The 22581-nt window shown below is 74.2% G+C and carries 16 protein-coding genes; 10 read left to right on the top strand and 6 right to left on the bottom strand.

Translation table 11 applies throughout. The features are described from left to right. Positions 1–51: 51 nt before the first annotated feature. A complete protein-coding gene (locus tag WMF27_RS35725) occupies positions 52–2325 on the top strand; it encodes a hypothetical protein (RefSeq protein ID WP_437764399.1) in 2274 nt (757 codons plus the stop codon). A gap of 135 nt (positions 2326–2460) precedes the next feature. Here the strand turns inward: WMF27_RS35725 and WMF27_RS35720 are convergent, their stop codons facing one another. Further along, positions 2461–3297: a ferredoxin--NADP reductase gene (locus WMF27_RS35720; protein ID WP_437764400.1), complete on the bottom strand. Its 837-nt coding sequence runs from the start codon at positions 3295–3297 to the stop codon at positions 2461–2463. Between the two features lie 433 nt (positions 3298–3730). Here WMF27_RS35720 and WMF27_RS35715 point away from each other — a divergent pair, with 433 nt between their 5' ends. The 7 genes from WMF27_RS35715 to WMF27_RS35685 all read left to right on the top strand — a co-directional run bounded on the left by WMF27_RS35715 (position 3731) and on the right by WMF27_RS35685 (position 12416). Further along, positions 3731–7795 (top strand): hypothetical protein, encoded by a 4065-nt coding sequence (locus WMF27_RS35715; RefSeq protein ID WP_437764401.1) that lies wholly within the window; start codon positions 3731–3733, stop codon positions 7793–7795. A 93-nt stretch (positions 7796–7888) separates the two neighbouring features. Beyond that, positions 7889–8629, top strand: a complete 741-nt coding sequence (locus WMF27_RS35710) for a Crp/Fnr family transcriptional regulator (RefSeq protein WP_157907166.1) — start codon at positions 7889–7891, stop codon at positions 8627–8629. A 120-nt stretch (positions 8630–8749) separates the two neighbouring features. Next, positions 8750–9061, top strand: a complete 312-nt coding sequence (locus tag WMF27_RS35705) for a hypothetical protein (protein WP_437711098.1) — start codon at positions 8750–8752, stop codon at positions 9059–9061. Between the two features lie 266 nt (positions 9062–9327). Beyond that, complete coding sequence (locus WMF27_RS35700; protein WP_437764402.1) at positions 9328–9708, top strand: dihydroneopterin aldolase; 381 nt, start codon at positions 9328–9330, stop codon at positions 9706–9708. Positions 9709–9753: 45 nt separating this feature from the next. Beyond that, positions 9754–10143: a YidH family protein gene (locus WMF27_RS35695; RefSeq protein WP_437764403.1), complete on the top strand. Its 390-nt coding sequence runs from the start codon at positions 9754–9756 to the stop codon at positions 10141–10143. A 326-nt stretch (positions 10144–10469) separates the two neighbouring features. After that, on the top strand, positions 10470–11612 hold the full coding sequence (locus WMF27_RS35690) for a hypothetical protein (RefSeq protein ID WP_437764404.1): 1143 nt from the start codon (positions 10470–10472) through the stop codon (positions 11610–11612). A gap of 261 nt (positions 11613–11873) precedes the next feature. Then, the gene (locus tag WMF27_RS35685; RefSeq protein ID WP_437764405.1) at positions 11874–12416 is read left to right on the top strand and encodes a hypothetical protein; all 543 of its coding nucleotides are present in this window, start codon (positions 11874–11876) and stop codon (positions 12414–12416) included. 33 nt (positions 12417–12449) lie between these two features. Here WMF27_RS35685 and WMF27_RS35680 read toward each other — a convergent pair whose 3' ends face one another. Beyond that, complete coding sequence (locus WMF27_RS35680; RefSeq protein ID WP_437764406.1) at positions 12450–13538, bottom strand: AAA family ATPase; 1089 nt, start codon at positions 13536–13538, stop codon at positions 12450–12452. 36 nt (positions 13539–13574) lie between these two features. Beyond that, entirely contained in the window at positions 13575–17537 is a 3963-nt protein-coding gene (locus WMF27_RS35675) for an AAA family ATPase (RefSeq protein ID WP_437764407.1), read from the bottom strand. Between the two features lie 148 nt (positions 17538–17685). Here WMF27_RS35675 and WMF27_RS35670 point away from each other — a divergent pair, with 148 nt between their 5' ends. Continuing rightward, the gene (locus WMF27_RS35670; protein ID WP_437764408.1) at positions 17686–18162 is read left to right on the top strand and encodes an ATP-binding cassette domain-containing protein; all 477 of its coding nucleotides are present in this window, start codon (positions 17686–17688) and stop codon (positions 18160–18162) included. Between the two features lie 316 nt (positions 18163–18478). On the opposite strand, the gene WMF27_RS35665 is transcribed toward WMF27_RS35670, so the two are convergent. After that, the gene (locus tag WMF27_RS35665) at positions 18479–19207 is read right to left on the bottom strand and encodes a hypothetical protein (RefSeq protein WP_437764409.1); all 729 of its coding nucleotides are present in this window, start codon (positions 19205–19207) and stop codon (positions 18479–18481) included. Between the two features lie 174 nt (positions 19208–19381). Between WMF27_RS35665 and WMF27_RS35660 the strand changes: the two genes are divergently transcribed. Next, positions 19382–19786 (top strand): PAAR-like domain-containing protein, encoded by a 405-nt coding sequence (locus WMF27_RS35660; protein ID WP_437943302.1) that lies wholly within the window; start codon positions 19382–19384, stop codon positions 19784–19786. Between the two features lie 115 nt (positions 19787–19901). On the opposite strand, the gene WMF27_RS35655 is transcribed toward WMF27_RS35660, so the two are convergent. Both WMF27_RS35655 and WMF27_RS35650 read right to left on the bottom strand, forming a co-directional pair. Continuing rightward, on the bottom strand, positions 19902–21119 hold the full coding sequence (locus WMF27_RS35655; protein ID WP_437764410.1) for a cytochrome P450 family protein: 1218 nt from the start codon (positions 21117–21119) through the stop codon (positions 19902–19904). A 168-nt stretch (positions 21120–21287) separates the two neighbouring features. Next, positions 21288–22547, bottom strand: a complete 1260-nt coding sequence (locus WMF27_RS35650) for a metallophosphoesterase family protein (protein WP_437764411.1) — start codon at positions 22545–22547, stop codon at positions 21288–21290. Positions 22548–22581: the final 34 nt, after the last annotated feature.

Raw genomic sequence — 22581 nt, 5'->3', positions numbered from 1 at the left:
GCACTGCGCTTTGTGGACTCCGGGCCCCCAGAGCCGTAAGAGGACGGAACCATGACGAAGGAGTCCTCCCTCGCAGCCGCAGGCTCGCCGCGGCACGCCGCCCCCGCCGCGCTCCACCCCGCCCTGGTGCTGAGCGCCTACCTCGAGCCGCTCGTGCGCGGCCGGCGGGTCGCGGTGGTGGGTGACGCCACCATCGGCCTCGCCGACCGGCTGCTCCAGCGCGGAGCCCGCCTCGTTCATGCCTACGACCCGGACGCCGCGCGCGTCGCCGAGAAGCTCGCGCGGACGGCGCCCACGCGGCAGCCGCACCCGAACGTCGCCGTGTTCGAGGGCGACCTCGGCGTGCGCGACGGCGCCTTCGACACCCTCGTCATCCCCGATCTCTCCCTCTTCGGCGATCCCGCCGAGGTCGTCCGGCGCGCCCGACGCCTCACCGCAGCGGGCGGCGTCGCCGTCATCGCGTCGCCGAACCCGGACGCCGCCCGGGGCCTGCTCCCCGCGGGCGCGCGGCGCGGCGCGGCGCCCGGCTACTACGCGCTCTACGACCTCGTGGCGCTCCAGTTCAAGCAGGTGCGGATGGTCGGCCAGGCGCCGTTCGTCGGCTACACGGTCGCGGAGTTCGCGCCGAAGGGCGAGCCCGAGGTCAGCGTGGACACGTCGATCCTCGACGCGTCCGAGGAGCCCGAGTGGTTCATCGCCGTGGCCGGCGAGCGCCTGCCCAGGCTCGACGCGTTCGCCGTGATCGAGCTGCCGTTCGCCGACTTCCCGGGCGCGAGCGCCGGCCCGTCGCCCGAGGCGCTCAGCGAGGCCGAGGGCCGCGCGCAGCGGCTCGGGGGCGAGCTCGCGGAGCTGCGCACCCGGCACCAGCGCGACCGCGAGGACGCCGGGGTCCGCGCCGAGAGCGCGGTCGCCACGGCCGCGCGCCTCGCCGAGGTGGAGGCCGAGCTCGATGCCAGGGCGGCGCGCCTGCGCGACGTCGAGGCCAGGGCGGGCGACGCCCACGTCCGGGCCGAGCGCCTGTCGCACCAGATCCGCGACATGGAGGAGGAGCTCCGCAGCCAGCGCGATCGCGCGACCCGGCTCACCAAGCAGCTCGACGACGAGAAGCGGGTGCGGACCAAGGTCGAGCTCGAGCTCGGCATGATCCGCAACAGGCCGGAGATCGCCGGCGCCCGCGACCGCCTCGACGCCGTGACCGCCGACCTCGAGGCCGCGCGCGCCCGGGTCGCCGAGCTCGAGGCGCGGCCCGCGGTGGCGGCGCCCGACCCGGCGCTCGCGGCGCGCGTGGGGGAGCTCGAGGCCGCCGCGGCGGGGGCGCGGCGGGAGCTCTCGAAGCTCACGTCGGAGCGGGACACGGCGCGCAGGCGCGCGCAGGAGAGCGAGCGCGCGCTGGAGGAGGCGCGGCGCGCAGGGGGGAGGGTCGAGGAGCTGGAGGCCGCCCGCGCCGAGCTCGCGCGCGACCGCGACCGGCAGAGGGAGCGGGCGGACCGGAACGAGCGCGAGTGCCGCGCGCTGGAGGACCAGCGGAGCGCCCTCGACGCGCGCAGGCTGCTGCTCGAGGCGCGGATCGTGGAGCTCGAGCAGACCGTCGTCGCGCTGGAGCAGCGGGCGTCGGAGCTCGAGAAGCGCGACGCAGGCGAGGCGGCGGCCGCGGAGATCGCGGGCCTCGAGGAGGCGCTGCGCGACCGGGGCCACGTCATCACGTCGCTCATGGCGCAGCTGCGCGAGAGCGAGCGGGTGGGCAAGGAGCTCGTCGACGAGCTCGGGACGGTCTTCGCGTCGGCGCCGGCCGGCGACGGCGGGCCGGGCCAGGCGGCGGACGGCGGGCAGGGCGGAGCGCTCGCGGGGCAGGGCGGGCCGGGCGGCGCGGTGGAGGCGCTGCGGCAGCAGCTCGACGCGCTGGCGCGGAGCGCCGCCTCGAGCGAGGCCGACCTGCGCGCCGCGGGATGGAAGATCGCGCAGCTCGAGCGCGAGCTGACCGAGGCGCGTGACACGGCCGGCTCTCCGCCGGCGCTCCACGAGGAGCTCGAGCAGGCGCTCGTCGCCGCGCAGGCGGAGATCGCGGCGCTGCGCCGGGCGGCGGAGCGGGACGACGTGGCGGCGGCGCGCGAGGACGTGGCGGCGGCGCGGGACGACGTGGCGGCGGCGCGGGACGACGTGGCGGTGGTGGCGGGCGAGGACGTGGCGGCGGCGGGCGACGACGTGGCGGTGGTGGCGCGCGAGGACGTGGCGGTGGCGCGCGACGATGTCGGCGTGCCGCCCGAGGTGATCGAACAGACGGTGCTCCTCCAGCAGGTCGCCAGCGCTGTCGAAGCGAGCGCGTGAGCCGCGGTCTGGACCGGGGCGGGCGGTGGCCCCGGTCCAGGTCCGGCTACGCGGCCTGCGCGCCGCATCGATCCACGCGTCCGCCGTGACGCCGACGCGTGGTCCGGGGCGCAGCCCGACGCGCGGCGCGCGACGTCACGCCGGGCCGGACAGGCTCGTGCTCTCGGCCGGCGACGCGCTGGCGAGCGGGGCGCGCTTCTCGCCCGCGAACGCCTTCTCCACGAGGTAGTCGCCCGGCTCGCCGCTGTTGCCCTCCTCGAAGCCGCGCGACTCCAGGAGCGCGGCGGTGTCGGCGAGCATCTCCGAGCTGCCGCAGAGCATCAGCCGGTCGTGCGCGGGGTCGAGCGCGGGCAGCGCCAGATCGGCGAAGATGCGGCCGGACTCGAGGAGCGCGGTGATCCGGCCCTCGGTCTTGAACGCCTCGCGGGTGACGGACGGGTAGTAGCGGAGCTTGGGCCGCACGATCTCGCCGAGCAGCTCGTCCGCCGCGAGCTCGTGCTCGAGGTAGCGCCCGTAGGCGAGGTCCTGCACGCGGCGGCACGTGTGCGTGATGACCACGCGCTCGAAGCGCTCGTACGTCTCGGGGTCCTTGACGACGCTGAGGAACGGCGCGAGGCCGGTCCCGGTCGCCACGAGCCACAGGGTCCGGCCCGGCCGCAGGTTGCCGATCGTGAGCGTGCCCGTCGCGCGCTTGCCGACGAGGATCGTCTCGCCGACGGCGATGTGCTGCAGGCGCGACGTCAGCGGGCCGTTCGGCACCTTGATCGAGAAGAACTCGAGCGTCTCCTCGTGGTTCGCGCTCGCGAGGGAGTACGCGCGGACGAGCGGCTTGCCCGCGACCACGAGCCCCATCATGCAGAACTGCCCGTTCGCGAAGCGGAAGCTCGGCGAGCGGGTGGTCTTGAGCGTGAAGAGCTTGTCCGTCCAGTGGTGGACCTCAAGCACCGTCTCTTCTGTGTAACCGGGTACCATGTCGTTCATCCTTGTCGGTGCGAAAGCATCGCGGCGAGGTGGTTCGAAAGAGCGCGCTCCCCGATCAAGACAGCGGGGCGGCGCCGCGGTGCGCGCGCGCGCCGAGCTCTACCGCAAGGTCGTCTTCCATGAGTTCGCCGCTTAACATAGCAATGATGCAAATGATAATCAAGATCGCCACCGGCCCATGGGGCCGTCCTTGGTGGCTCCGCGGAGCGTCGCCGCGCACGACCTCGTGGCGCGCCGTCCTCTAGGGGCGGCGGCGCGCCTTGACGATGCCCCGGGAGCCGCTGGCACGCCGCGGAGGCCCCATGCCGCGGGTCGGGCGACGACGGCGGGCCGGGCGGGGCGCTCAGGGGCCGGGCGGGCCAGGTGCGCTGCGCCGCGCGGCGTCTCTGTGCGCACGCGGTCGCTCGCGCTAAGGACCGGGCCGATGCGCGCTCCTCGCCCCCTCTCCACGCTCGCCCGGCTCGCCGGCGCCGCCGCCCTGGCCCTCGCGCTCGGCGCCTGCGGCGCGGTCACCGCCCCTGGCGCGAAAGACCCCATCGCCTCGCTCCGCGACGCCGGCGCGCATTCGGCCGACGGCGAGGTCGTCGGCCGCTGGCTCCTCGGAGAGCTCCTGGTCCCGGGCGGCACGCCTGCCGGCGCCAGGGAGGCGCGCAAGCGCCTGGAGGGGATCGGCGCGAAATCGATGCTCGCGTCGCTCGGGCGCGCGATCGACGACCAGGGGCACGGCCGCAACGCGCGCGCGGCGGCGGCCTACCTCGATGCGCTGGGCGCCGCCCGGGTGAGCGCGCACCCCGACGCCCCGCTCGTGGGCTGGTTCGCCGCGAACCGCCTGCTCGGCCTGCGATCCAGCGTCGCGGGCCTCTGGAAGAAGTCCCGCGAGGTCGTCCTGCGCGCCATCGACCACCCGGGCAAGCTGGGCTGGCGCGCGCGCGGAGAGCTCGTCGAGTGGTGGAGCCTCGACGGGCTGCCCGACGAGGCCGCCGCGGCGCGCCCGGACGGCGCCGCCGGGACCGCCGACGACGCCGCCGGCACGGCGCCCGCCGTGCCGCTCGTCGACGGCGCGGCGCCCGCCGTGCCGCTCATCGACCGCGCGGCGCGCCGCTACGGGTGCATCGAGGACGCCCGCTTCGCCGGCCCGTTCGGCCACCTGGCGCCGAGCGACCACCGCGTCCACTACGAGGCGGAGCGCGCCGGCCCCTGGCCGCCCGTGTTCCCGCGCGATCCCCACCGCAGAGGCCCGCCGCGCGTGCTCGGCGCCGAGCGCCGCGGCTGCCAGCTCTCGGCCGTCGCGCCGGAGGGGCCCGGCGAGGACGGGGCCAGGGGAGGCATCTTCTACGTCGAGACCTTCGTCGACCTGCCCGCCGAGCGCGAGATGCTCATCGCCGTCCAGGGGGCCTACGCCATCCTCGTCGACGACGTCGAGGTGCTGACCCGCGACACGAAGCAGTGGGGGATCTGGCCCCGCTTCGGCGTCCGCCTGCGCCTCGGCCCCGGCCGGCACCGCATCCTCGCCCGCGTCGGGGGCCGCGACACCTCCATCCGCCTGCTCGCGCCCGACGGCACGCCCCTCGGCGTGGCCACGTCCGCCGATCCGACGCCGCCCTATTCGCTCGTCCGGCCCGAGGTCCTGCCGGATCCCAACCCCATCGAGCCGTTCCTCACGGCGCTCGGCGTGCCGCCGCAGCCCGCGCCGAAGGTGGCGCGCGCGCTCGGCCTGCGCGGCGCGCCCCCCGCCGAGCGCGACGTGGGCGATCCGATCGCCCGGTACCTCGCCGCGACCATCGCGCACCTCGAGGGCCAGGACGACGTGAGCGCCGTGCTGATCGAGCCGCTCGTGGCCGATCCTGCGCGCGCCACCGGCCCCGCGCTCGCGGCCCAGGCGGTCTTCCTCGAGAAGGACCCGATCTTCCCGGCGTCCGACGGGCGAGACCTCGTGAAGGACGTGCGCGCGCGCGCCGTGGAGAAGGACCCGGAGCTCTGGTACCCCCGCCTCTGGCTCGCGCTCGAGGAGGCCGACAAGGTCGGCCTGTCCGAGATGACCCGCACGATCGAGGCCCTCGCCGACCGCTTCCGGGAGGTGCCCGACCTCCTGAAGACGCTCGCCGGGACGTACTCGCGGCTCGGCTGGCGCGTCGAGCAGGTCCGCACCGTGAAGGAGGCCGCCGCGCGCTTCCCGGACGACATCGAGGTGCTGGGCGCGCTCCTCCGGATCCACGACGGCGACGGGCACATCGCGCAGGCCGACGCCCTCGCCGCGCGCATCCGGGAGCTCGATCCCGACGCGGAGATCGAGCTGGAGAGGGCGATCGATCGCCGCGACTACGCGGCGGCGATCAAGGAGCTCCAGCGCCTCGGCTCCGTCCGCAAGGACCGCAAGGACATCGCCGCGCGCGTCGCCGACCTCCTGACCCGCGCCGGCAAGCGCGCCGAGTCGTTCGAGCAGCTCGAGCGCGCGCTCGCGAAGTCGCCGGACGACGCCGACGCGCGCCTCGCGCTCGCGGACGCGCGCTTCGCGCGGGGAGAGCGCGGCGCGCTCCAGAAGGCGCTCATCGAGGCGATCCGCACCGGCGCCGACACCTCGGGCCTGCGCGACGCGATCGAGCTGCTCGACGGCACGACGGAGCTCAGCCCGTACCGGCTGGACTCGAAGAAGGTGATCGCCGAGCACGAGGCCTCGGGCGAGGTCATGCCGGGCACGGCGGCGCGCGTGCTCGACTATGCGGCCATGTGGGTGCACGAGGACGGCTCGGCGCGGATGCTCCAGCACGAGATCATCCGGATCCAGTCGCGGGAGGCCATCCAGGAGCACGCCGAGCAGCGCATGCCCGAGGGGCTCGTGCTCAAGCTCCGCACGGTCAAGCGCGACGGGTCGATCCACGAGCCGGAGTTCATCGAGGACAAGCCGACCGTGACGATGCCCCACCTCGAGGTGGGCGATTACATCGAGGTGGAGAACCTGTTCGTGCTGCGCGGCGACGGGCAGGGGGGCCTCACGTTCCAGGGCCCGCGCTGGTTCTTCCGCGAGGAGAAGGTCCCCTACTGGCGGAGCGAGTTCATCGTCGTGTCGCCGAAGAGCCGGCCGCTCGACGTGGAGGCCTCCGGCCCCGTCCCGGCGCCGGCGATCGTCGAGTCCGGCGCGCTCGTCACCCGCCGCTACCGGGTCGACAAGAGCCCCGCGCTCCCGGAGGAGCCGGCGAGCGCGCCGATCTCGGAGTTCCTTCCGAACATCCGCATCGGCTGGGGCATCCGCCTGGACAGCACGATCGCGCGCATGGTCGACGCGGCCGCCGACGAGACGCCGCGCGATCCGCGGCTCGTGCGCATCGCGCGGGCGATCACGCGTACGCCGCGCTCGCCGGCCGCGGGCGGCGGCGAGCAGGGGAAGGCCGCCGGCGCCGCGCAGGATGCGCGCGGCGAGGGCGGGGGAGCGGCGCCGTCGAAGGACGAGCAGGCGCGCCGGATCTACCGGTGGGTGCTCTCCAACGTCGAGCCGGGGCGCGAGGACGACGGCCGCCGCGTCGTCATCGGCAAGAGCGGCAACCGGACCGAGGCGTTCCTCTACCTGTGCCGCCTGGTCGGCATCGACGCCGGCTACGGCGTCGTGAGCGACCGGCTCACCGCGCCGCCGCGCGGGCCCATGAGCGAGGCCGAGACGTTCAACGCGCTCGCCGTCCGCCTCGACACCGGGGAGAAGCCCGGCGCGGGCGCGGCGCGCTGGATGTTCGTGCGCGACAAGTTCGCGCCGTACGGCTACCTGCCGAGCTCCCTCCGCGGGCAGCCGGCGATCGTGCTGAAGCCGGGGACGCCGCGCGAGGTGACGCCCTCGTCCGGCGCGCACGACGGCGTGGTCACGGAGGGCGTCGCCGAGGTGGCGAGGGACGGCTCGGCCTCGCTGGCGATCGAGCAGCGCTACGAGGGCAAGCTCGCGATCGCGCTGCGCTCGGCGCTGGAGTCGCTCCCCGACGCCCAGCTCAGGGACGCCGTCGAGTCGCGCCTCCTGCCGCAGATGGTGCCGGGGGCGCGGCTCCAGGCGATCGAGATCAAGGAGCTGAGCGAGATCGACCGGCCGCTCACGCTGAAGATGAAGATCGCCGCCGCGAGCTTCGCGCGCGCGCAGGGAGGGGAGCTCGTCATCACGCCGCCCTTCGGCGTGCGCGTGGCCAGCCTCGCCAGCCTGCCGGTCCGCGAGACGCCGCTCTACCTGTCGGAGCAGATCGCGACGCGCTCGGAGGTGCGGCTCCGCGTCAAGCTCCCCGCGGGCGCGCGCGTGATCACGAAGCTCGCTCCGTCGACGGCGGACGACGAGGGGCGCGCCGTGCGGGTGAACGATCGCGTGGACGGGGGCGCGCTGGTCCTCGATCGCTTCCTCGATCTGCCCGCGGGCCGCGTGCAGCCCGATGCCTATACGAAGTTCCAGCAGTTCGCCCGCGCGGCGGACAGCGCGCTCGACCGGGACATCGTCGTGCAGCTCGACCGCGACGGACGCTGAGCGCGGCGCTCCGCTCGCCCCGCGCCGTGCCTCGGTCGCGGGGATTCCTGTGTGTCAACCCACGCGGTATGGATTACTCTTTTGTTCCCTACCGTGAGCGATCTGGATTCCCAGTACGCGCAGGATGCTGGCCGCCAGCCGACGGATCCCGTGAAGGCGCGGGTGGCGCGCGCGTTCCGGCTCTCCTCCCTGTTCGCGCAGGTGGATCGCGAGGTCCGGGAGGCGGTCACGGACGCCGCGGTGCTCGAGGTGGTGGCCTCCGACGCGGCGATCTTCGAGCAGGGGGCCCCCGCGGACACGCTGGTGGTGCTCGGCCGGGGGCGCGCGCGCGTCGAGCGCGTCAACGAGGCGGGGGCCGCGTTCCCGCTCAGCTACCGCGGCACGGGCGACGTGCTCGGCGAGTCGTGCCTCGGCGGGCTGGAGACGCGGACGGAGCGGGCGATCGCGATGGATGAGGCCGAGGTGGTCCGGGTGCCGCTCGCGCTCGTCCGCGAGCTCTGCGCCCAGCACCCGGGGCTCGGCGGCGCGGTGTTCGCGCTGCTCGTCGCGCGGCAGCGGGAGACCGAGGACCGGATCGAGTCGATGCTCTTCAAGAACGTGGGGGGGCGCCTCGCCGAGTTCCTCCTGCACGCGGCGGAGCGGTGGGGCGTGCCGACGCCGCGGGGGACGCTGATCTCGGCGCCGATCACGCACGCGGAGATCGCCCAGGTGATCGGGTCGACGCGCGAGACGGTGACGCTGACGCTCGGGGCGTTCCGGAAGGAGGGGGTGCTCGACGCGGCGGGGCGGCGCCTCATCGTCAAGGACCGCGAGGCGCTCGCCCGCAAACGCTAGGTGCGGTGACGGCCGAGGAGCCGGCGCGCTCCGCGCCGGCGCGCGCGCCGTTCCCAGTTGACGTGGCGCACGAAGCGTCGATACGCCTTCGCGAGTCGACCCCGCAGGAAAGGACCGCTCATGCCGAAGCTCAGCTCCGGGACAGCCATCGCCGTCGCATTTCTTTTCGGTTGCTCCGCGTCGTACGTCGCGCCGCGCTTCCTGGTGCCGCCGGTGCAGGCGGGGACCGATCCGCCCCGGTGGGAGGTCCGGTGCGTGGACGTGGAGACGGCGCGCGTCAGCGACAGCCAGGTGTTCGAGGTGACCACCACGGCCGGATGGAACCCGGTCCTCAAGCGGTTCGGGCAGGAAGGCTGGGAGCCGGTGCAGTTCCTGCGCAGCGAGATGACCGCGAAGATCGAAGCCGTGTGTTTCAAGCGGCCTCTCCTCTGACGTGTCGCACGTGTCGCACGTGTCGCACGTGTCGCACGTGTCGCACGTGTCGCACGTGGCGCACGTGGCGCGCAGCCGTCGCGCGCGGTCGCGCCGGGAAGGCCGCCCGCGCCGGGACACGCCGGGAAGGCCGCCGCGCGCCGGGAAGGCCGCGCGCGCCGCCGAGACGGCCGCCGCGCGCCGGGAAGGCCGCGGCGAGCGGGCGGGCCTGCCGCGCGGCATTCTTGCGGCGGAAGCCGGCCGGAAGGCGTGCTAGGGGGGCGCCGATGGAGTCCGTGATCCAGACGTACCGGATCCGCCTTGACGGCATCCGCTTTCGCGCCAAGCACGGCGTGTCTCGCGCCGAGCGCGACCTGCCCCAGGATTTCGTCGTGTGCCTGGAGGTGGAGCTCCCGGTCTCGCTGTTGCCTCGCGCGGACACGCGCGCGCGCGTCTTCGATTACGACAGGCTCGCGAGCCTCGTCGTCGAATCGGGCACGAGCGCGTCGTACAAGCTGCTGGAGACGCTCGCCGAGCGCATCATCGAGCGCGTGCTCGACGACACGCCGGCCCTGCTCGTGACCGTTCAGGTCAAGAAGTTCGGCCCGCCGACGTCGGTGTCGGTGGATGCCGCATCCGTGGAGCTCTCGGGCCGCAAGGTCGGATGAGCTCGCTTGAAGTGGGGCGCTGAGCGACGAGGAGGGCGAGCCACCATGCCCGGCGAGGAGAGCGTGAAGCGCACGGAGGCCTACGCGAGGGAGCACCTGGCCAACGAGCGGACGCACCTCGCCTACGTGCGCACGGCGATCGCGCTGCTCAGCTTCGGCATCACGCTCAACCGGGTCAGCCTCTACTTCCTCGAGGTGGGGCCGCCGTCCGCGCCGGGAGGGCCGCGGGCGTTGCTGCGCGAGGTCGTGGGCGTCGGCGCGGGCATGGTCGTGCTCGGGATGGCGCTCATCGCGTGGGCCGCGATGCGTTACCTGCGCGTCGCTCGCGCCATCGATCGCGGGGAGTACCGCCCTGACCGGACGGCGATCCTGATCTTCACGGCGGCGATCTTCCTGGCCGGCGCGGCGAGCATCGCCTGGCTGTTCGCCTCGTGAGCCGGAGGCGAAGCGTCGCGGCGTGACGCGACGCGACCCGGTGAGCAGGGGCGCACGGCCACGGACGTTCCCTCCTCGCGGCCCGGCGGAGAACACGGTGTCCATCGGCGGCTTTCCGTTGACGAGCATCGTTTTTCCTCCCTTCGACAGCGCGCCTGCCCTGCTGGAAGGCCGCCTCGCCGGCGGCGCATTCTGGCGAAAACTTGCGTGACGGCGGCGGGCCCGACGCGGCATAGTGCGCGCCTCGGATGACAGGCAAACGACACCCCGGCGGATTGGGGCCGCCAGGGTGCCGGCGCCTCAGCCTCGTGCCGGAGGACTGGAGCATGGGTAGGCCGATCGCGCCTTGGTTCGTTGGTTTCATTCTTCTCATCGGCCCAGCGACGTTCTTTGCATGTGGTGACGTGCCCTATATGGGCGGAGACTGCGCGGTCACGGATGACTGCGAGTCGGACCACCAGTACGTGCCGGGCACGGTCTGCGTCGATGAGCGCTGCGTGTGCGGCGACCCGGGCAAGGTCATCTGCTGCGCGCGCGGCGAGGAGGGCTCGCGCGGCGAGCAGGACTCGGAGTGTTTCAAGGAGTGCCTCACCTGCGACGAGTGCGCGGAGGGCACCGAGGAGGGCACCGAGAAGTGCTCCGGGGTGCCCGTGCCGCCCGGCGGCTGCGAGAGCGGCGCGGAGTGCCCCGGGGTGCCGCCCGGCGGCTGCGAGAGCGACGCGGAGTGCCCTGGCCCGCCGGACCCGCGGTGCGGCGCGGGGCGGTGCGTGGACGGCGCGTGCGCGGTGGAGATCCACAAGGGCCCGCTCGAGTCGCAGCTCCGCGGCGACTGCAAGATCGAGGAGTGTACAGCCGACGGCCGTGTGGTCAGCGCGGCGGCCCAGGACGTCTACGATGACGGCAACCAGTGCACCCTCGACTTCTGCGCGGTCGATGAGCCGCAGCACCTCCTCTTGAACGAAGTCACGTGCCCCGCCTCGGGCGAGGGGCGGTGCCATGAGGGCGCCTGCGTGCAGTGTGTCGACGCCGACGCGTCGCTGCGCTGTCCCGGCGGGCTCGCGTGTGATGGCGTCTGGTGCGTGCCGGAGCACTGCGTGAACGACGTGCAGGACGCCGGTCGCGGAGAGACCGGCTTCAACTGCGGTGGCCCGTGCCGGCCCTGCCAGGCGGGGGACCGCTGCCGCGCGGCCACGGACTGCATGAGCGGCGTGTGCACGAACGAGAGCTGCATGATCCCGAACTGCAGCGACGGGGTGAAGAACGGCCGCGAGTCCGGCGTCGACTGCGGCACGCTCTCGTGCCCGCGTTGCGAGCCGGGCGGGGGCTGCAAGACCGGCGCGGACTGCAAGAGCGGCGTGTGCTGGGCCGGCGCCTGCGAGGCCCCCACCTGCACGGACGGCGTGAAGAACGGCGACGAGGCCGGCGTCGACTGCGGCGGTGAGGGGTGCGCGGGGCCGTGTCCGGAGTGAGCGTATCGCCGCCTGCCTCCGCGGCGAGTGCCTTCCAGGAACCAGCTGCCCAGCTCGACGCCGCGGAGGCGGCGCCGCTGCTCGGCTCCTGAGAGCACTCGCGCCTCGCAGGCCGGCGCGCGACGGGCGCAACCTCGGGACGGTACGACCCATGTCCATCGGGACGTCCCCGCCCGGATCCCGGTTGACGTCCAATTTCGCCGTCGGTAGGACGGCTCGCGTCGTCACGTCGCTCGTCCGCTGAGGGAAAGGGGAGGTACCATGGGCACAAGAGGCCGGCAGAAGATCCCATGGGCGGTCGTGGCCGTCCTCCCGCTCCTCGCCGCACCGGCGCGAGCAGGAGCGGCCGAAATCAGCGCCGGTGCGAGCCTCGGGTGGATTGAGCTCGGCGCCGATTCTCGCCCCGCGGTGGGTCCACAAGGGGGGATATCGTGGCCCTTCGAGCGAGACTTCTTGTTCACGGTTCACGACCTGTGCACCCTCCTCCTGGGGGCCCAGGGCGGCGGGCTCGGTGTCTACAATCAGACGTCACTCGACGTCGGCGTCTCCTGGGAGGACGGCAATTTCAGCCTGGGGCCATCGCTCGCGCTCTACGACATGCCGTCGTGCGGCGTCGCCTTGTGCGGGCGCGTCGCCGGGGTGGCGATAGGCGGGCATGCGCAGGTCAACTCGTACTTCGCAGGGCCGCTGGGCTGGTCGACGAGCGCCCATGTGCAGTGGCTCGGCGGGGATAGTCCTGTGCTTCCGGGCCACGTGGCCTTCGTCGTCGTCGCTGGTCCCGTGTTTCGATGGAGCACAGAATGAACACGAGGAGGCCTCTGTCGTTGATGGCGGACGTCATCCCTCCTCCTCCGCGCCGCTTGCCAGCACCGTCTCTCCACCCTCCTTGCCAAGCTCGATGAGCCGGCAGGGCGTCGCCTTCCGGATCCGCTCCGCCAGCGGGCGGGAATGCGTCGTGATCCATAGCTGGCTCCGGGATGCCGCGTGCACAAGGAGATCCCCGAGCGGCCCGAGCAGATCCGGATGCAGGCTCGTCTCGGGCTCGTTCAGCGCCATCAGCAGCGGAGGCCTCGGGCTCAGCAGCGCCGCCAGGAGGCAGAGATAGCGCGCCGTGCCGTCCGAGAACTCGCGGGCGTCGAGCGGCCGCGACATCCCTGGTAATCCGAGCTCGACGCGGAACCGCCCCTGCGTCGAGGAGACCTCGAGGGACGCGCCAGGGAACGCGCTGGAGACGGCATCCTTCAAGGCGACCCTGTCGCCGATATCGAGGATCGTCGCCAGCGCCGCGGCCAGATCGTGGCCATCGGTGCTGAGCACAGGCGTCCGCACCCCGACCTGCTCGACCCGCAACGGCGCGCCGGAGTCGGTGCGGAAGTGGTGATAGAACCGGAAGCTCATCAGCTTTTGCCGCACCACCGAGAGCAACGGAAAGCGGTGCGGCTCCACCACCTGCGCCAGCACCGACTCCGAGCCCCAGAGCGAGAAGGGAAAGGTCACGCGGTGGCCGTCCGCGTCGCGCGCGAAGGCCGAGCCCGCGGCCCGCTCCAGCATCGGCAGGCGGCGGCGCTTGTCGAGCAGCCAGAGGCTCTCTTCCTTGATGTCCGGGTCCAGCTCGAACGGCCCTCCCGGCGGCGGCGTCAGCCCGCACTGAAGCTCGTAGACGAGCTGATCCAGCCGCACCCGCAGCGTCATCCGCACCGGGCCTTTGCTGCGCCGGCCGGCCCAGAGCACCGAGGGCATGCCCCCCTCCTCGGCCAGCGTGCGCGCAAAGGTCCCGCTCGCCGCGGAGCCGAGCAGCACCATGGTGCGGTAGAGGTTGGTCTTGCCGACGCCGTTCGGTCCGACGATGACGTTGACCTGCGCGAGGGGGAGGGTCAGCTCGCGGATCGAGCGGTATCCCGCGACGTGGAGCTCCTGGACCGTCATCCCGCCCAGGATAGCGTATCGCGGTCACCGGCCTTGCTACCGCAGGCGGTGCTCGCGGAGCACGTCGGCCGGCACCGCCTCGCGCGCGAGCTCGCAGAGCCGCGCGTGGTGCGTGAAGAACAGCACCTGCGTCGTCCCCGCGAGCTCGCCGAGCACCGCGAGGGCAGCCCGGGCGCGGTCGTCGTCGAAGTGGATCAGGATGTCATCCAGGATGAGCGGCATCGGCTCGCCCGTCCGGGCGTGGTGCTCGAGGCTCGCGAGGCGCAGGGCGAGGTAGAGCTGGTCGCGCGTGCCGTCGCTCAGGCCCGTCACGTCCACCTCGCGCTGCACCGGCGCCCTCGCGGGCTCCGCCGCTGGGTCCGCGGGCGCCTTCGCGGGCTGTGGCGCCGGGTCCGCGAGCGCCTTCGCGGGCTCCGCCGCTGGGTCCGCGAGCGCCTTCGCGGGCTCCGCCGCGCCGTCCGGCGCGGGCGCCCTCGCGGCCGCTGCCCCGCCGGCCACCCCGCCGGACGCCGCCGCGCGGACGCAGCGGAGGATCGCCTGCTCGCTCTCGTCGTAGCCCACCCGGAGGCCGGTGAAGGCGCCCAGCGTCAGGCGGTGGAAGAGCGCGCTCGCGCGCGCCAGGATCGGGCCCTGGTTGCGCTCGCGGTAGCGCTCGATCTCGCGCTCGAGGAGCACCGCGGCGAGGCGCGCCCGCACGTAGCGGCGCACCTCGCCGCGCAGGTGCGAGAGGCAGATCTGCGCCTCCGCGGCGGCCTCCGCGGCGCCCACCGTCGCCCGGAGGTGCTCGCGCTCCTGCTCCAGGCTCCCGAGCGCCCTGTCGATCCGGCGCCGCTCGTCCTCGAGCGCCGCGAGGCGCTCCTCCGCCCGGTCGAGCTCGAGCGCGAGCGCGTCCCGCTCCACCCCGGCGGTCTCCTGCTCGAGCGCGGCGATGCCCGCGCCCTCGCCCGCCTCGAGGAGCTTGCCCTCGTTCTCGACGAGCTCGCGGTCGAGCCGGCGCGCCTCGCGCGAGCGCTCCTCGGCCAGCGAGAGCGCGGCGACGTCGTCGGCGTCGTCACCGCCGCGCGGGACGCCCGCCGCCTCGAAGAGCTTGGCGAGGCGCGCCTCGGCGGCCGCGCGGCGCGCGTCCTGCTGATCCAGCTCGCGGCGCTTGTCGGCCAGGCTCCGCGCGATCTCGCCGCGCTCGCGCAGGTCGGCGCGCGCCTTGTGGTGGCGCTTGATCAGCTGATCGGCGGCCTGATCCGCCGGCAGCGGGGCGAGGTCCGGCGCGTGCCGGGACGCGAGCTCCGCGACGTCGGCCGCGAACGCCCGGGCGTCGCGCTCCATGCCCCGCACCCGGCGGCGCTCGTGGGCGGCGCTGTCCGCCTTGCGGAACAGCGCGCCGAGCTCGTCGAGGATCGCCGTGGCCTCGTCCGCGGAGGCGTCGCCGGGCAGGCCGAGCGGCCGCACGCCCTCGGCCCACTCGGCCCGCCACGCTTCGAGCGCGCGGGCGTGCTGCGCCTGCTCGCGCTCGAGGTCCTCGATCTCGCGCTCGAGCTCCTTGCGCTCCCGCAGGAGCTCCTTGCGCTCCCGGGCCGCGCCCTCGATGGCCGCGAGCTCCTGCTCCGCGGCCTCGATGAGCGCCGGGAGGCGCGCCGGCGCGTCCTCCGGCGCTCCGGCCGCGTCGTCGCGCGAGCCCGCGCCGGCCGCGTCCCCGCGCGAGGCGCCCGGCGCGGCGCGGGCGCCCTGGAGCGCCGCGTGGAGCTCGGCGGCGTGCGCCTGCATCCGGGCCCGCAGCGCCTCGGCCTCGGCCTCCGCGGCGCGCAGCCGGTCGACCGTGGCGGTCAGGGCCGCGTAGCGGCCGAGCCAGCCGCGCATCTCGTCGGGGGAGCGCGGGGCGACGCCCGCGGGCCGCCACAGCTCGAGCCACGCGGCCTCGGCCTCCTCGGCCCGGCGCCCGAGCGCGGCGCGCTCCGCGGCGAGCTGCGCCAGGTCCGCCTGGGCCCGCGCCTCGTCCGCGAGCAGCCGCGCCAGGCGGGCGACCCGGTCGGCCTCGCGGCGCAGCCGATCGGCGAGGGCGTCGGCGGCGCGGACCAGGTCGGCGTACTCGTCGGGCTTCCCCCGGGCGGGCGGCGGCTCGTCGCGCGCGGCGAGCGACGGCCTGCGCCGCGCCCCGGGCGCGGCGGGCGCGTCCGCGCCGAGGTCGAAGAGCGAGGCGGTGTGGATCGTCGCGGCCGCCGCGCGGGCGCCCGCCTTCGCCTGGAGGGCGCGCACCAGCGCCTTGAAGGCGGCGTCCCGGCGCTCGCGCGCCTCCGCGAGGTCGGCCTCCGTGGGGACGGCGCCGGCGCGCTGGAGCGCGTCGATCTCGCGGGCGCTCTCGCGGAGGCGCGCCTCGATCTCGGCGGCGCGCTCGCCGAGCCGCTCGCGCTCCCGGGCGAGCGCGCCCCACTGCGCGGCCGCCCGGTCGACCGTCTCGGGGAGCGGGACGGGCAGGGCGCTCGCCTCGGCCGCGGAGAGCGGCCGGCCTTCGGGCGCGCCGCCGGCGTCGAGGCGCGCCCGCCGCGCTGCCTCGTCGACGTCGAGGCGTGTCCGCTTCGCGGCCGCGCCGAGGCCGAGCCGATCGCGCTGCGCGTCGGCGTCGCGGGCGAGCTGCGCCGCCGCGGCGGCGGCCTCGCGGAGGCGGTGCTCGAGGTCACCTTGCTTCTGCGCGCGAGAGAGCGCGCCGCGGAGCGGGGCGGGGTCCTCGCCCGGCGGCAGCTCGGCCAGCCGGCGCGCGCAGGCGTCGCGCCGCGCGCGGTGCGCCGAGAGCAGCCGCTCCACCTCGCGCGGCTTGGCCTCGGCGGCGCCGCGCTCGCGGGCGAGCTTCTTGATGCGCGCCTCGGTCGCGACGTCGACGCGCATCGCCTCCAGCCGCTCGGGGTCGTCGCCGCCGGCCAGCGAGGCGTCCCGCCCGAGCCTGCGGAGGATCGCGCGCGCGTCCTCCTCGACGCCGTGGAGCTCCGCCCGGACGCGCGGCAGGTCGACGGCGGCCTTGCGGTGGCTGCCGAGCCGGGTGACGAGGCCGTCGATCGCGCCCGCGTCGAGGTCGGCGAGCGACGCGGGGACCTCCAGCGCGGCGTGGCGGGCCTCGAGCTCCGCGATGTCGGCGCGGAGCCGCGAGGCCTGGGCGCTCGCGTCGGCGGCGCGATCCTGGGCGTCCTCGCGGTCGCGCTGCGCGCTCTCGGGCAGCAGGACGACGTGGCCGAGGGCGGCGCGCCGGCCGAGGATCGCGCGCCGCGCCTCCAGCAGCGGGAGCACCCGGAGCGCGCGCCGGAGCCGCTTGTCGGTCGACCGGAGCGCGCGCAGCTCCGCGTCGACGCGCTCCTGCTCGGCCCGCTGCTCGTCGATCTCCTGCCGCTTGCGCGTCCAGTCCGCGGGCGGGTGCGCGGCGCTCCTGGCCCCGTTGCGGGCCGCCTCGAAGGCCTTGATCGCCTCGTTGAGGGGGCGGGTCCTCGCCTGGGGCGTGAAGATCTCGTCCGCCTCCTGGCGCAGCGTGGCGAGCAGCTGCTGCAGCCCCGGCCCGCCGAGCCCCGCGCCGAACAGGCTCTGACCGACGTCGCCCTTGCCCTGGAGCAGGGCCTCGGCGCCCTGGCGGAGCGTCTCGTGGGTGAGCCCGAAGGAGGTCCGGAAGAGCTCCTCCGTCACGCCGCCGAGCACCGGCGCGAGCGCGACGTCGTCGAGGGGGTTGTCGTCCGGGTCGCGGAGCGTCTTCACGCGCCCCTTGCGGCGGACGAGCGCGAGCGCGGCGTCGCCCCTGCCCGCGAGCCGGCCGCCGACGCGGAGATCGGTGTTGTGGTGCAGGTGGGCGTCGGGCGTGATGTGCGGGATGCCGTAGAGCAGGCCGCGGATCGCCCGGAGCGCGGTGCTCTTCCCGGCCTCGTTGGGGCCGTAGACGACGTGGAGGCCCGGCGACGGCGAGGCGAAGTCGAGCCGGAGATCCGTGAAGGGGCCGAACGCGAGGAGGTGGAGCTCTAGGATCTTCACGAGATCGCTTGCCGGGCGCAGGGGGCGGTGCCCTCCCCTGAACGGATAGCAAGTGCGGAACCTCGGCGCGTTGTCAAGCCGCACCGCGCGGCGCCGGGGCGCGTTCCGCGGCGCCCGTCCGTCCGATGAGGGAGCGGCAGGTCGTGTCGTGCTGGAAGCGGCGGGCCGCCTCCGCCACGCGCCCGACGCGGGGCTGCTGCTGCTGAACGGGCTCGATCGCCACATGCTGGGCGCCGCCGCGTGGCGGCGCCGCGTGGCCGCGGCGCCGCAGTTCCACGAGAACCACGTCCTCGCCGGGACGTTCGCGTACAACCTGCTGATGGGCAGGCGCTGGCCGCCGAGGCCCGACGACCTCGCGGAGGCCGAGGAGATCTGCCACGAGCTCGGCCTCGGCGAGCTGCTCGGCCGGATGCCGGGGGGGCTGGAGCAGGTGGTGGGCGAGACGGGCTGGCAGCTCTCGCACGGCGAGCGGAGCCGGCTCTACATGGCGCGCGCGCTGCTGCAGGGCGCCGAGGTCGTCGTGCTCGACGAGAGCTTCGCGGCGCTCGACCCGGAGACGCTGGAGCGCGCGTTGCGCTGCGTGCTCCGGCGCGCGCGCACCCTCGTCGTCATCGCCCACCCGTAGCGCCGGGGCGACCGGCCCACCTCGCCCTGTCGCCGGAGTCCAGCCACGGACGGACGCCGCGGCGGTCGCCCGACGGTCCTGTCGACATCCCGCGCGAGGTGGACGCTTTCAACGCGTGAAAGCGCTCACTCGGAAATCGAGCGGCCACCTTCAATGCCTGGGATGGGGTCCTGGAGATCCCAGCGGGCGCTTGCAACGCTTGAAGGTGGCGGCTGGCGTGCCGAGTCGGCCTTTCAACGGTTGAAATCGCCGACTCAGCGGCCGAGTCGCCGCTGCAACGCTTGCGGCGAGCGTTGCAGCGGCCGAGTCGCCGCCCTCAAGCGTCAGGCTGGGCTTCTGGGCTCGCAGGCGCGGTGGGGCCGGCCTGGGGCTCGGCGGGCAGCGCGTCCGAGACGCCGCTCGCGCGGTGGATCTCGGCGAGATCGTCGAAGATCAGCGGGAGCAGCTCGGGCTTTTTGAGGTGCGCGAGCACCCCCCGGACCAGCAGCTTGTTGGCGTCGTAGACCTCGAGCCATGCCCTGCGTGCGGCGCCGACCTCGGGGCCGATTTCGAGCTTCTCGACGCGGGTGGCGCGCTGCTGCTTCTCGAGGAGCGAGAGCTTCTCGTGCGCCTCGCCGAGCTCCTCGAGCCACAGCTCGGCCCCGCGGATCTTCGCCTTCTGTCGCTCCAGCTCCTCGAGGATGTGCCCGACGCCGGCGGTGAGCTTGGTGAGCCGGCGGCGCGCGAGGATGCTCGGGACCTCGCCACGAAAGAACAGCTTCGGGTCGACCGGGCGGCCCTTGAGCGAGTCGAGGTACGATGCGAAGCGGGTCACGACGTCGCGCGCCTCGGCGACGACGGCGGCGGAGTCGAGCTCGGGCGCGGGCTTCGGCTGGCGCGCGAGGACGTCCGCCATCGCCTGATCGGCGGCGAGCTGCTTGCCGACGGCGAACTCGATCATGCCGTCGAGCGCGGCGATCTTGCCCATCAGGACCGAGGCCATCTGTTCCCGCGCGAACTTCCCGTACGCCTTGGTCTCGAACGGATCGATGTAGGGGTCTGCCATGAGTACCTCCTGAGGTAGGGTGAAGCGGCTCAGGGTCGCAGAGGTCCGGTGAGGCGCGCAAGGGGGAGCGGCGGTCCTTCCTTCACCGCCGGGACCGGCGAGGCCGGCGTCGTGTCCGTGTCGTGCGGGCGGCGGGTGCATGCCCGGCGGGGTGTGGGCGAACCTGCTGTCGCCATGAGCAAGGTCACTGCGCTGGGTCTGGATGCCGTGCACGAGGGCTCCGGCCACCAGATGACCGGTATGGCGGTGAGCGTGTGCACGACGCCGGCCGCGCCGAGCCCTCTTCCGATCCCCTATCCGACGACGGGCACGGTGACCGAAGGGATCATCGACGCGCCGATGCGGACGACGATCGAAGGTAGGAAGATCCTGACGGTCGGCGGGTGCATGAAGGCGTGTCACGGCAACGAGCCGGGCACCATGAGAGAGGTAGCGAGCGGCTCGTCCGGATCGTCGATACGGCAGAGCGGGAGCTCCGGGGGCGATGGAAGGATGCGCGGATCACGCGCCTGGAGCTGTGGGCCGAGCGGCGGCTCGGGCAATGGGTGGAGTACCGCTATGACCGCGCAGGCTGCCTGATCGCGGCGGTCGACGCGGTGGGCGGCGTCGAGGCGTACGAGGTCGACGCGCGCTGCCGGATGACCGCGACGACGCTGATGCCAAAAATACCAACGAGATGAGGGTTTTGTCCGCCTCAGAACATCACAGGTACCGCCGCCGGGCCGCGGATCATCGGCCATTCGCTCCACACGATGTCGCGGGGCGAAGTGGCGAGCTCGATGCGCGGCAGCCTCCGGAGGAGCGTAGAGAAGGCGATCGCCGCCTCGATCCGCGCGAGCATCGCGCCCAGGCAGAAGTGGATCCCGCCCCCGAAGGCGATGTGCCGGTTCGGCGAGCGGCCGATATCGAAGCGGTCCGGCTCCGGAAAGTGCTTTGGATCCCGGTTCGCGGCCAGGAGCCCCGCCGCGACCCCTTCTCCCGCCGGCACGCGGGCGCCGAACAGCTCGATGTCGTCGAGCGACCAGCGGATCGTCGAGAGCTCCGCCGGCCCCTCGCAGCGCAGCGCCTCCTCCACCGCGGAGCCGACGAGCCCGGGGTCCTCGTCCAGCCGGCGCCGCTCCGCGGGGTGCGAGAGCAGGAGGAACATGCCGCTCGCGATGAGGTGCACCGTGGTCTCGTGGCCCGCGACGAGCAGCAGGAACACCATGCTCGAGAGCTCCGCCGGGCTCAGCTTGCGCTCCTGCTCCTCGGCCACCAAGAGGCCGCTGATCAGGTCGTCGCGCGGGGCCTTGCGGCGCGCGTCGGCGAGCGCCCGGAAGTACGCCGCGAACTCCTCCACCACGGGCTGCGCGCGCTCCACGAACTCGCGATCTTTCGCGGGCGCGAGGAGGATCTTCGTCCACCGGCGGAACCGGTCGCGATCCTCGAGGGGGAGGCCGAGGAGCTCGGCGATCACCGCGGTGGGGAGCGGAAACGCGAAGTCTGCCACGAGCTCCATCCGGCGCCGGTCGATCACCGCGTCGATGAGCCCGTCCGCGATCGCCTGGATGCGCGGGCGCAGCCCTTCCATCATCCGCGGCGAGAAGGCCCGCTGGACGATGGCCCTGAGCCGCGTGTGATCCGGCGGATCGGCGTCGAGCATGTGCTGATCCATGAAGGTCGTGCGGTCGCTGAGCGGGAAGTAACGCCGGCGCACCTCGTCGGGGAGCTTGCGGAAGTCGCGGATCAGGCGCGGATCCTTGAGGAGCTCCACGCAGTCGTCGTAACGCACGGCCACCCAGATGGGCACGTCGAGGCGGGGGTGGATGAGGCGATGCAGGCGCCCCGCGGCCCGCATGCGCGCGTAGATCGCGTGCGGCTCGGCGCGGCAGCTCGGATGGAACAGCTCCGGAAAAGCGTCCTGGTCGACCATGATTCCCCCGTTTCATGGCGTCCGGACGTTCGAGGTGATGCTCGCGTCACGCCGGATCGCGAGGTGTGCATGGTGGAGAACCGCGCGCCGTCAAGCGGCGGCCGGAGGGCTGCGCGCCGTCAGGTAGCGGCGCCGGAGCTCGGGCGCGCCGCGGGAGCGCGCCCGCCTTCAGGGCGCGTCGCTCGCGCCGAGCAGCCGCGAGATCAGCGTGTGCTCCACGTCGTCGAGCGCCTCGCGCAGGAACGCCGGGTCGTCGAGGCGGATCGCGTCGTCCCCCTCGCGCGCCTCGACGGGCAGCTTGTTCCTGAGGCTCGCGAAGTCGCGCAGCAGCGAGGACAGGCCCGCCTCGTCGTCGCGCAGCGCGCGCAGCGACCGCGTGAGCTGGCCGATCGCGTCGTCCCGCTCCTCGAGCGCGCCCACCTGGAGCGGCGAGATCGTCCGGGAGAGCACGCGCTCGATCCACAGCGCGCCGCCGAGATCGTTGGCGATCGCGCGGATCTGCCCCGTCCATCGCTCGAAATCGGCGCGGAGCGCGGCGTGCGCCTTCGTCGCGCCGCACAAGAAGACCCGCGCGGCCAGCGTGCGCCCGTCGGCCTCGGCGAGGCGCCGCTCGAGCTCCTCCCGCGTCAGATCCACGACGTCGTCCGCGCTCGCGGCCGGGGAGAGATCGACCTCGCAGGCGCTCCAGCGCACGACGTCGAGGGGGCGGTGCTCGACCGAGGTGATGCGGCCGTCGTCCACCGCGACGAGGAGGGCGCCCTTCTCGCCGGTCTCGCGGGCGTGGCGGCCCTGGAGGTTGCCGGGGAACGCGATGTACGGATCGCGCGAGAGCACCTCCCGGGTGTGCACGTGGCCGAGCGCCCAGTAATCGTATCGCTTCCCGACGAGGGTGTTCAGGCTGCAAGGAGCGTAGTTGTCGTGGCCCTCGCGGCCGCTCAGGCAGGTGTGGAGCATGCCGATGTTGAAGAGGCCTGCCCGCGCGTCCGGATAACCCGCGGCGAGATCGTCGGTGACGGCCTTGGTCGCGAAGCTCTGTCCGTGGACGGCGACCCCGAGCCGATCGAAGACGATGGACTCGGGGCGGCGGGGATCGAGCCGCCGGGCGTTCTCGGGGAGCTCCAGGTGACGCGTGATGTTGCTCTCGGCGTCGTGATTGCCATAGAGGAGCACGACGTCGACCCGGGCGGCGCGCAGGCGGGAGAGCTGCGCGGCGAAGAACAGGCCCGTGCTGTAGTCCTTCCAGTCGCCGTCATAGATGTCGCCCGCGAGGAGCAGCAGGTCGACCTCCTCGGCGAGGCAGAGGTCCACGAGGTTCTCGAGCGCGCGGCGGGTGGCCCCGCGGATCTGCTCGACGGGGGCGCCCGGGTAACGGTCGAGCCCGCGGAGCGGGCTGTCGATGTGGAGGTCGGCGGCGTGGACGAACTTCATGAGCTGGCGCGGCCCGAGCTTAGCCGCTCGGCGC

This window comes from Sorangium sp. So ce281 (assembly GCF_051527395.1).
Classification (GTDB): Bacteria; Myxococcota_A; Polyangia; order Polyangiales; family Polyangiaceae; genus Sorangium; species Sorangium cellulosum_B.
The sequence above is the reverse complement of the archived record's forward strand: the minus strand, read 5'-3'. Positions and strand labels throughout refer to the sequence as shown.

Bases quoted from the DNA above. Each gene is read 5' to 3' on its own strand.
- WMF27_RS35685 (WP_437764405.1), top strand. From the start codon at position 11,874: ATGGGCACAAGAGGCCGGCAGAAGATCCCATGGGCGGTCGTGGCCGTC.
- WMF27_RS35680 (WP_437764406.1), bottom strand. From the start codon at position 13,538: ATGACGGTCCAGGAGCTCCACGTCGCGGGATACCGCTCGATCCGCGAG.
- WMF27_RS35720 (WP_437764400.1), bottom strand. From the start codon at position 3,297: ATGGTACCCGGTTACACAGAAGAGACGGTGCTTGAGGTCCACCACTGG.
- WMF27_RS35655 (WP_437764410.1), bottom strand. From the start codon at position 21,119: ATGGTCGACCAGGACGCTTTTCCGGAGCTGTTCCATCCGAGCTGCCGC.
- WMF27_RS35725 (WP_437764399.1), top strand. From the start codon at position 52: ATGACGAAGGAGTCCTCCCTCGCAGCCGCAGGCTCGCCGCGGCACGCC.
- WMF27_RS35665 (WP_437764409.1), bottom strand. From the start codon at position 19,207: ATGGCAGACCCCTACATCGATCCGTTCGAGACCAAGGCGTACGGGAAG.
- WMF27_RS35705 (WP_437711098.1), top strand. From the start codon at position 8,750: ATGCCGAAGCTCAGCTCCGGGACAGCCATCGCCGTCGCATTTCTTTTC.
- WMF27_RS35715 (WP_437764401.1), top strand. From the start codon at position 3,731: ATGCGCGCTCCTCGCCCCCTCTCCACGCTCGCCCGGCTCGCCGGCGCC.
- WMF27_RS35650 (WP_437764411.1), bottom strand. From the start codon at position 22,547: ATGAAGTTCGTCCACGCCGCCGACCTCCACATCGACAGCCCGCTCCGC.
- WMF27_RS35690 (WP_437764404.1), top strand. From the start codon at position 10,470: ATGGGTAGGCCGATCGCGCCTTGGTTCGTTGGTTTCATTCTTCTCATC.
- WMF27_RS35700 (WP_437764402.1), top strand. From the start codon at position 9,328: ATGGAGTCCGTGATCCAGACGTACCGGATCCGCCTTGACGGCATCCGC.
- WMF27_RS35695 (WP_437764403.1), top strand. From the start codon at position 9,754: ATGCCCGGCGAGGAGAGCGTGAAGCGCACGGAGGCCTACGCGAGGGAG.
- WMF27_RS35660 (WP_437943302.1), top strand. From the start codon at position 19,382: ATGAGCAAGGTCACTGCGCTGGGTCTGGATGCCGTGCACGAGGGCTCC.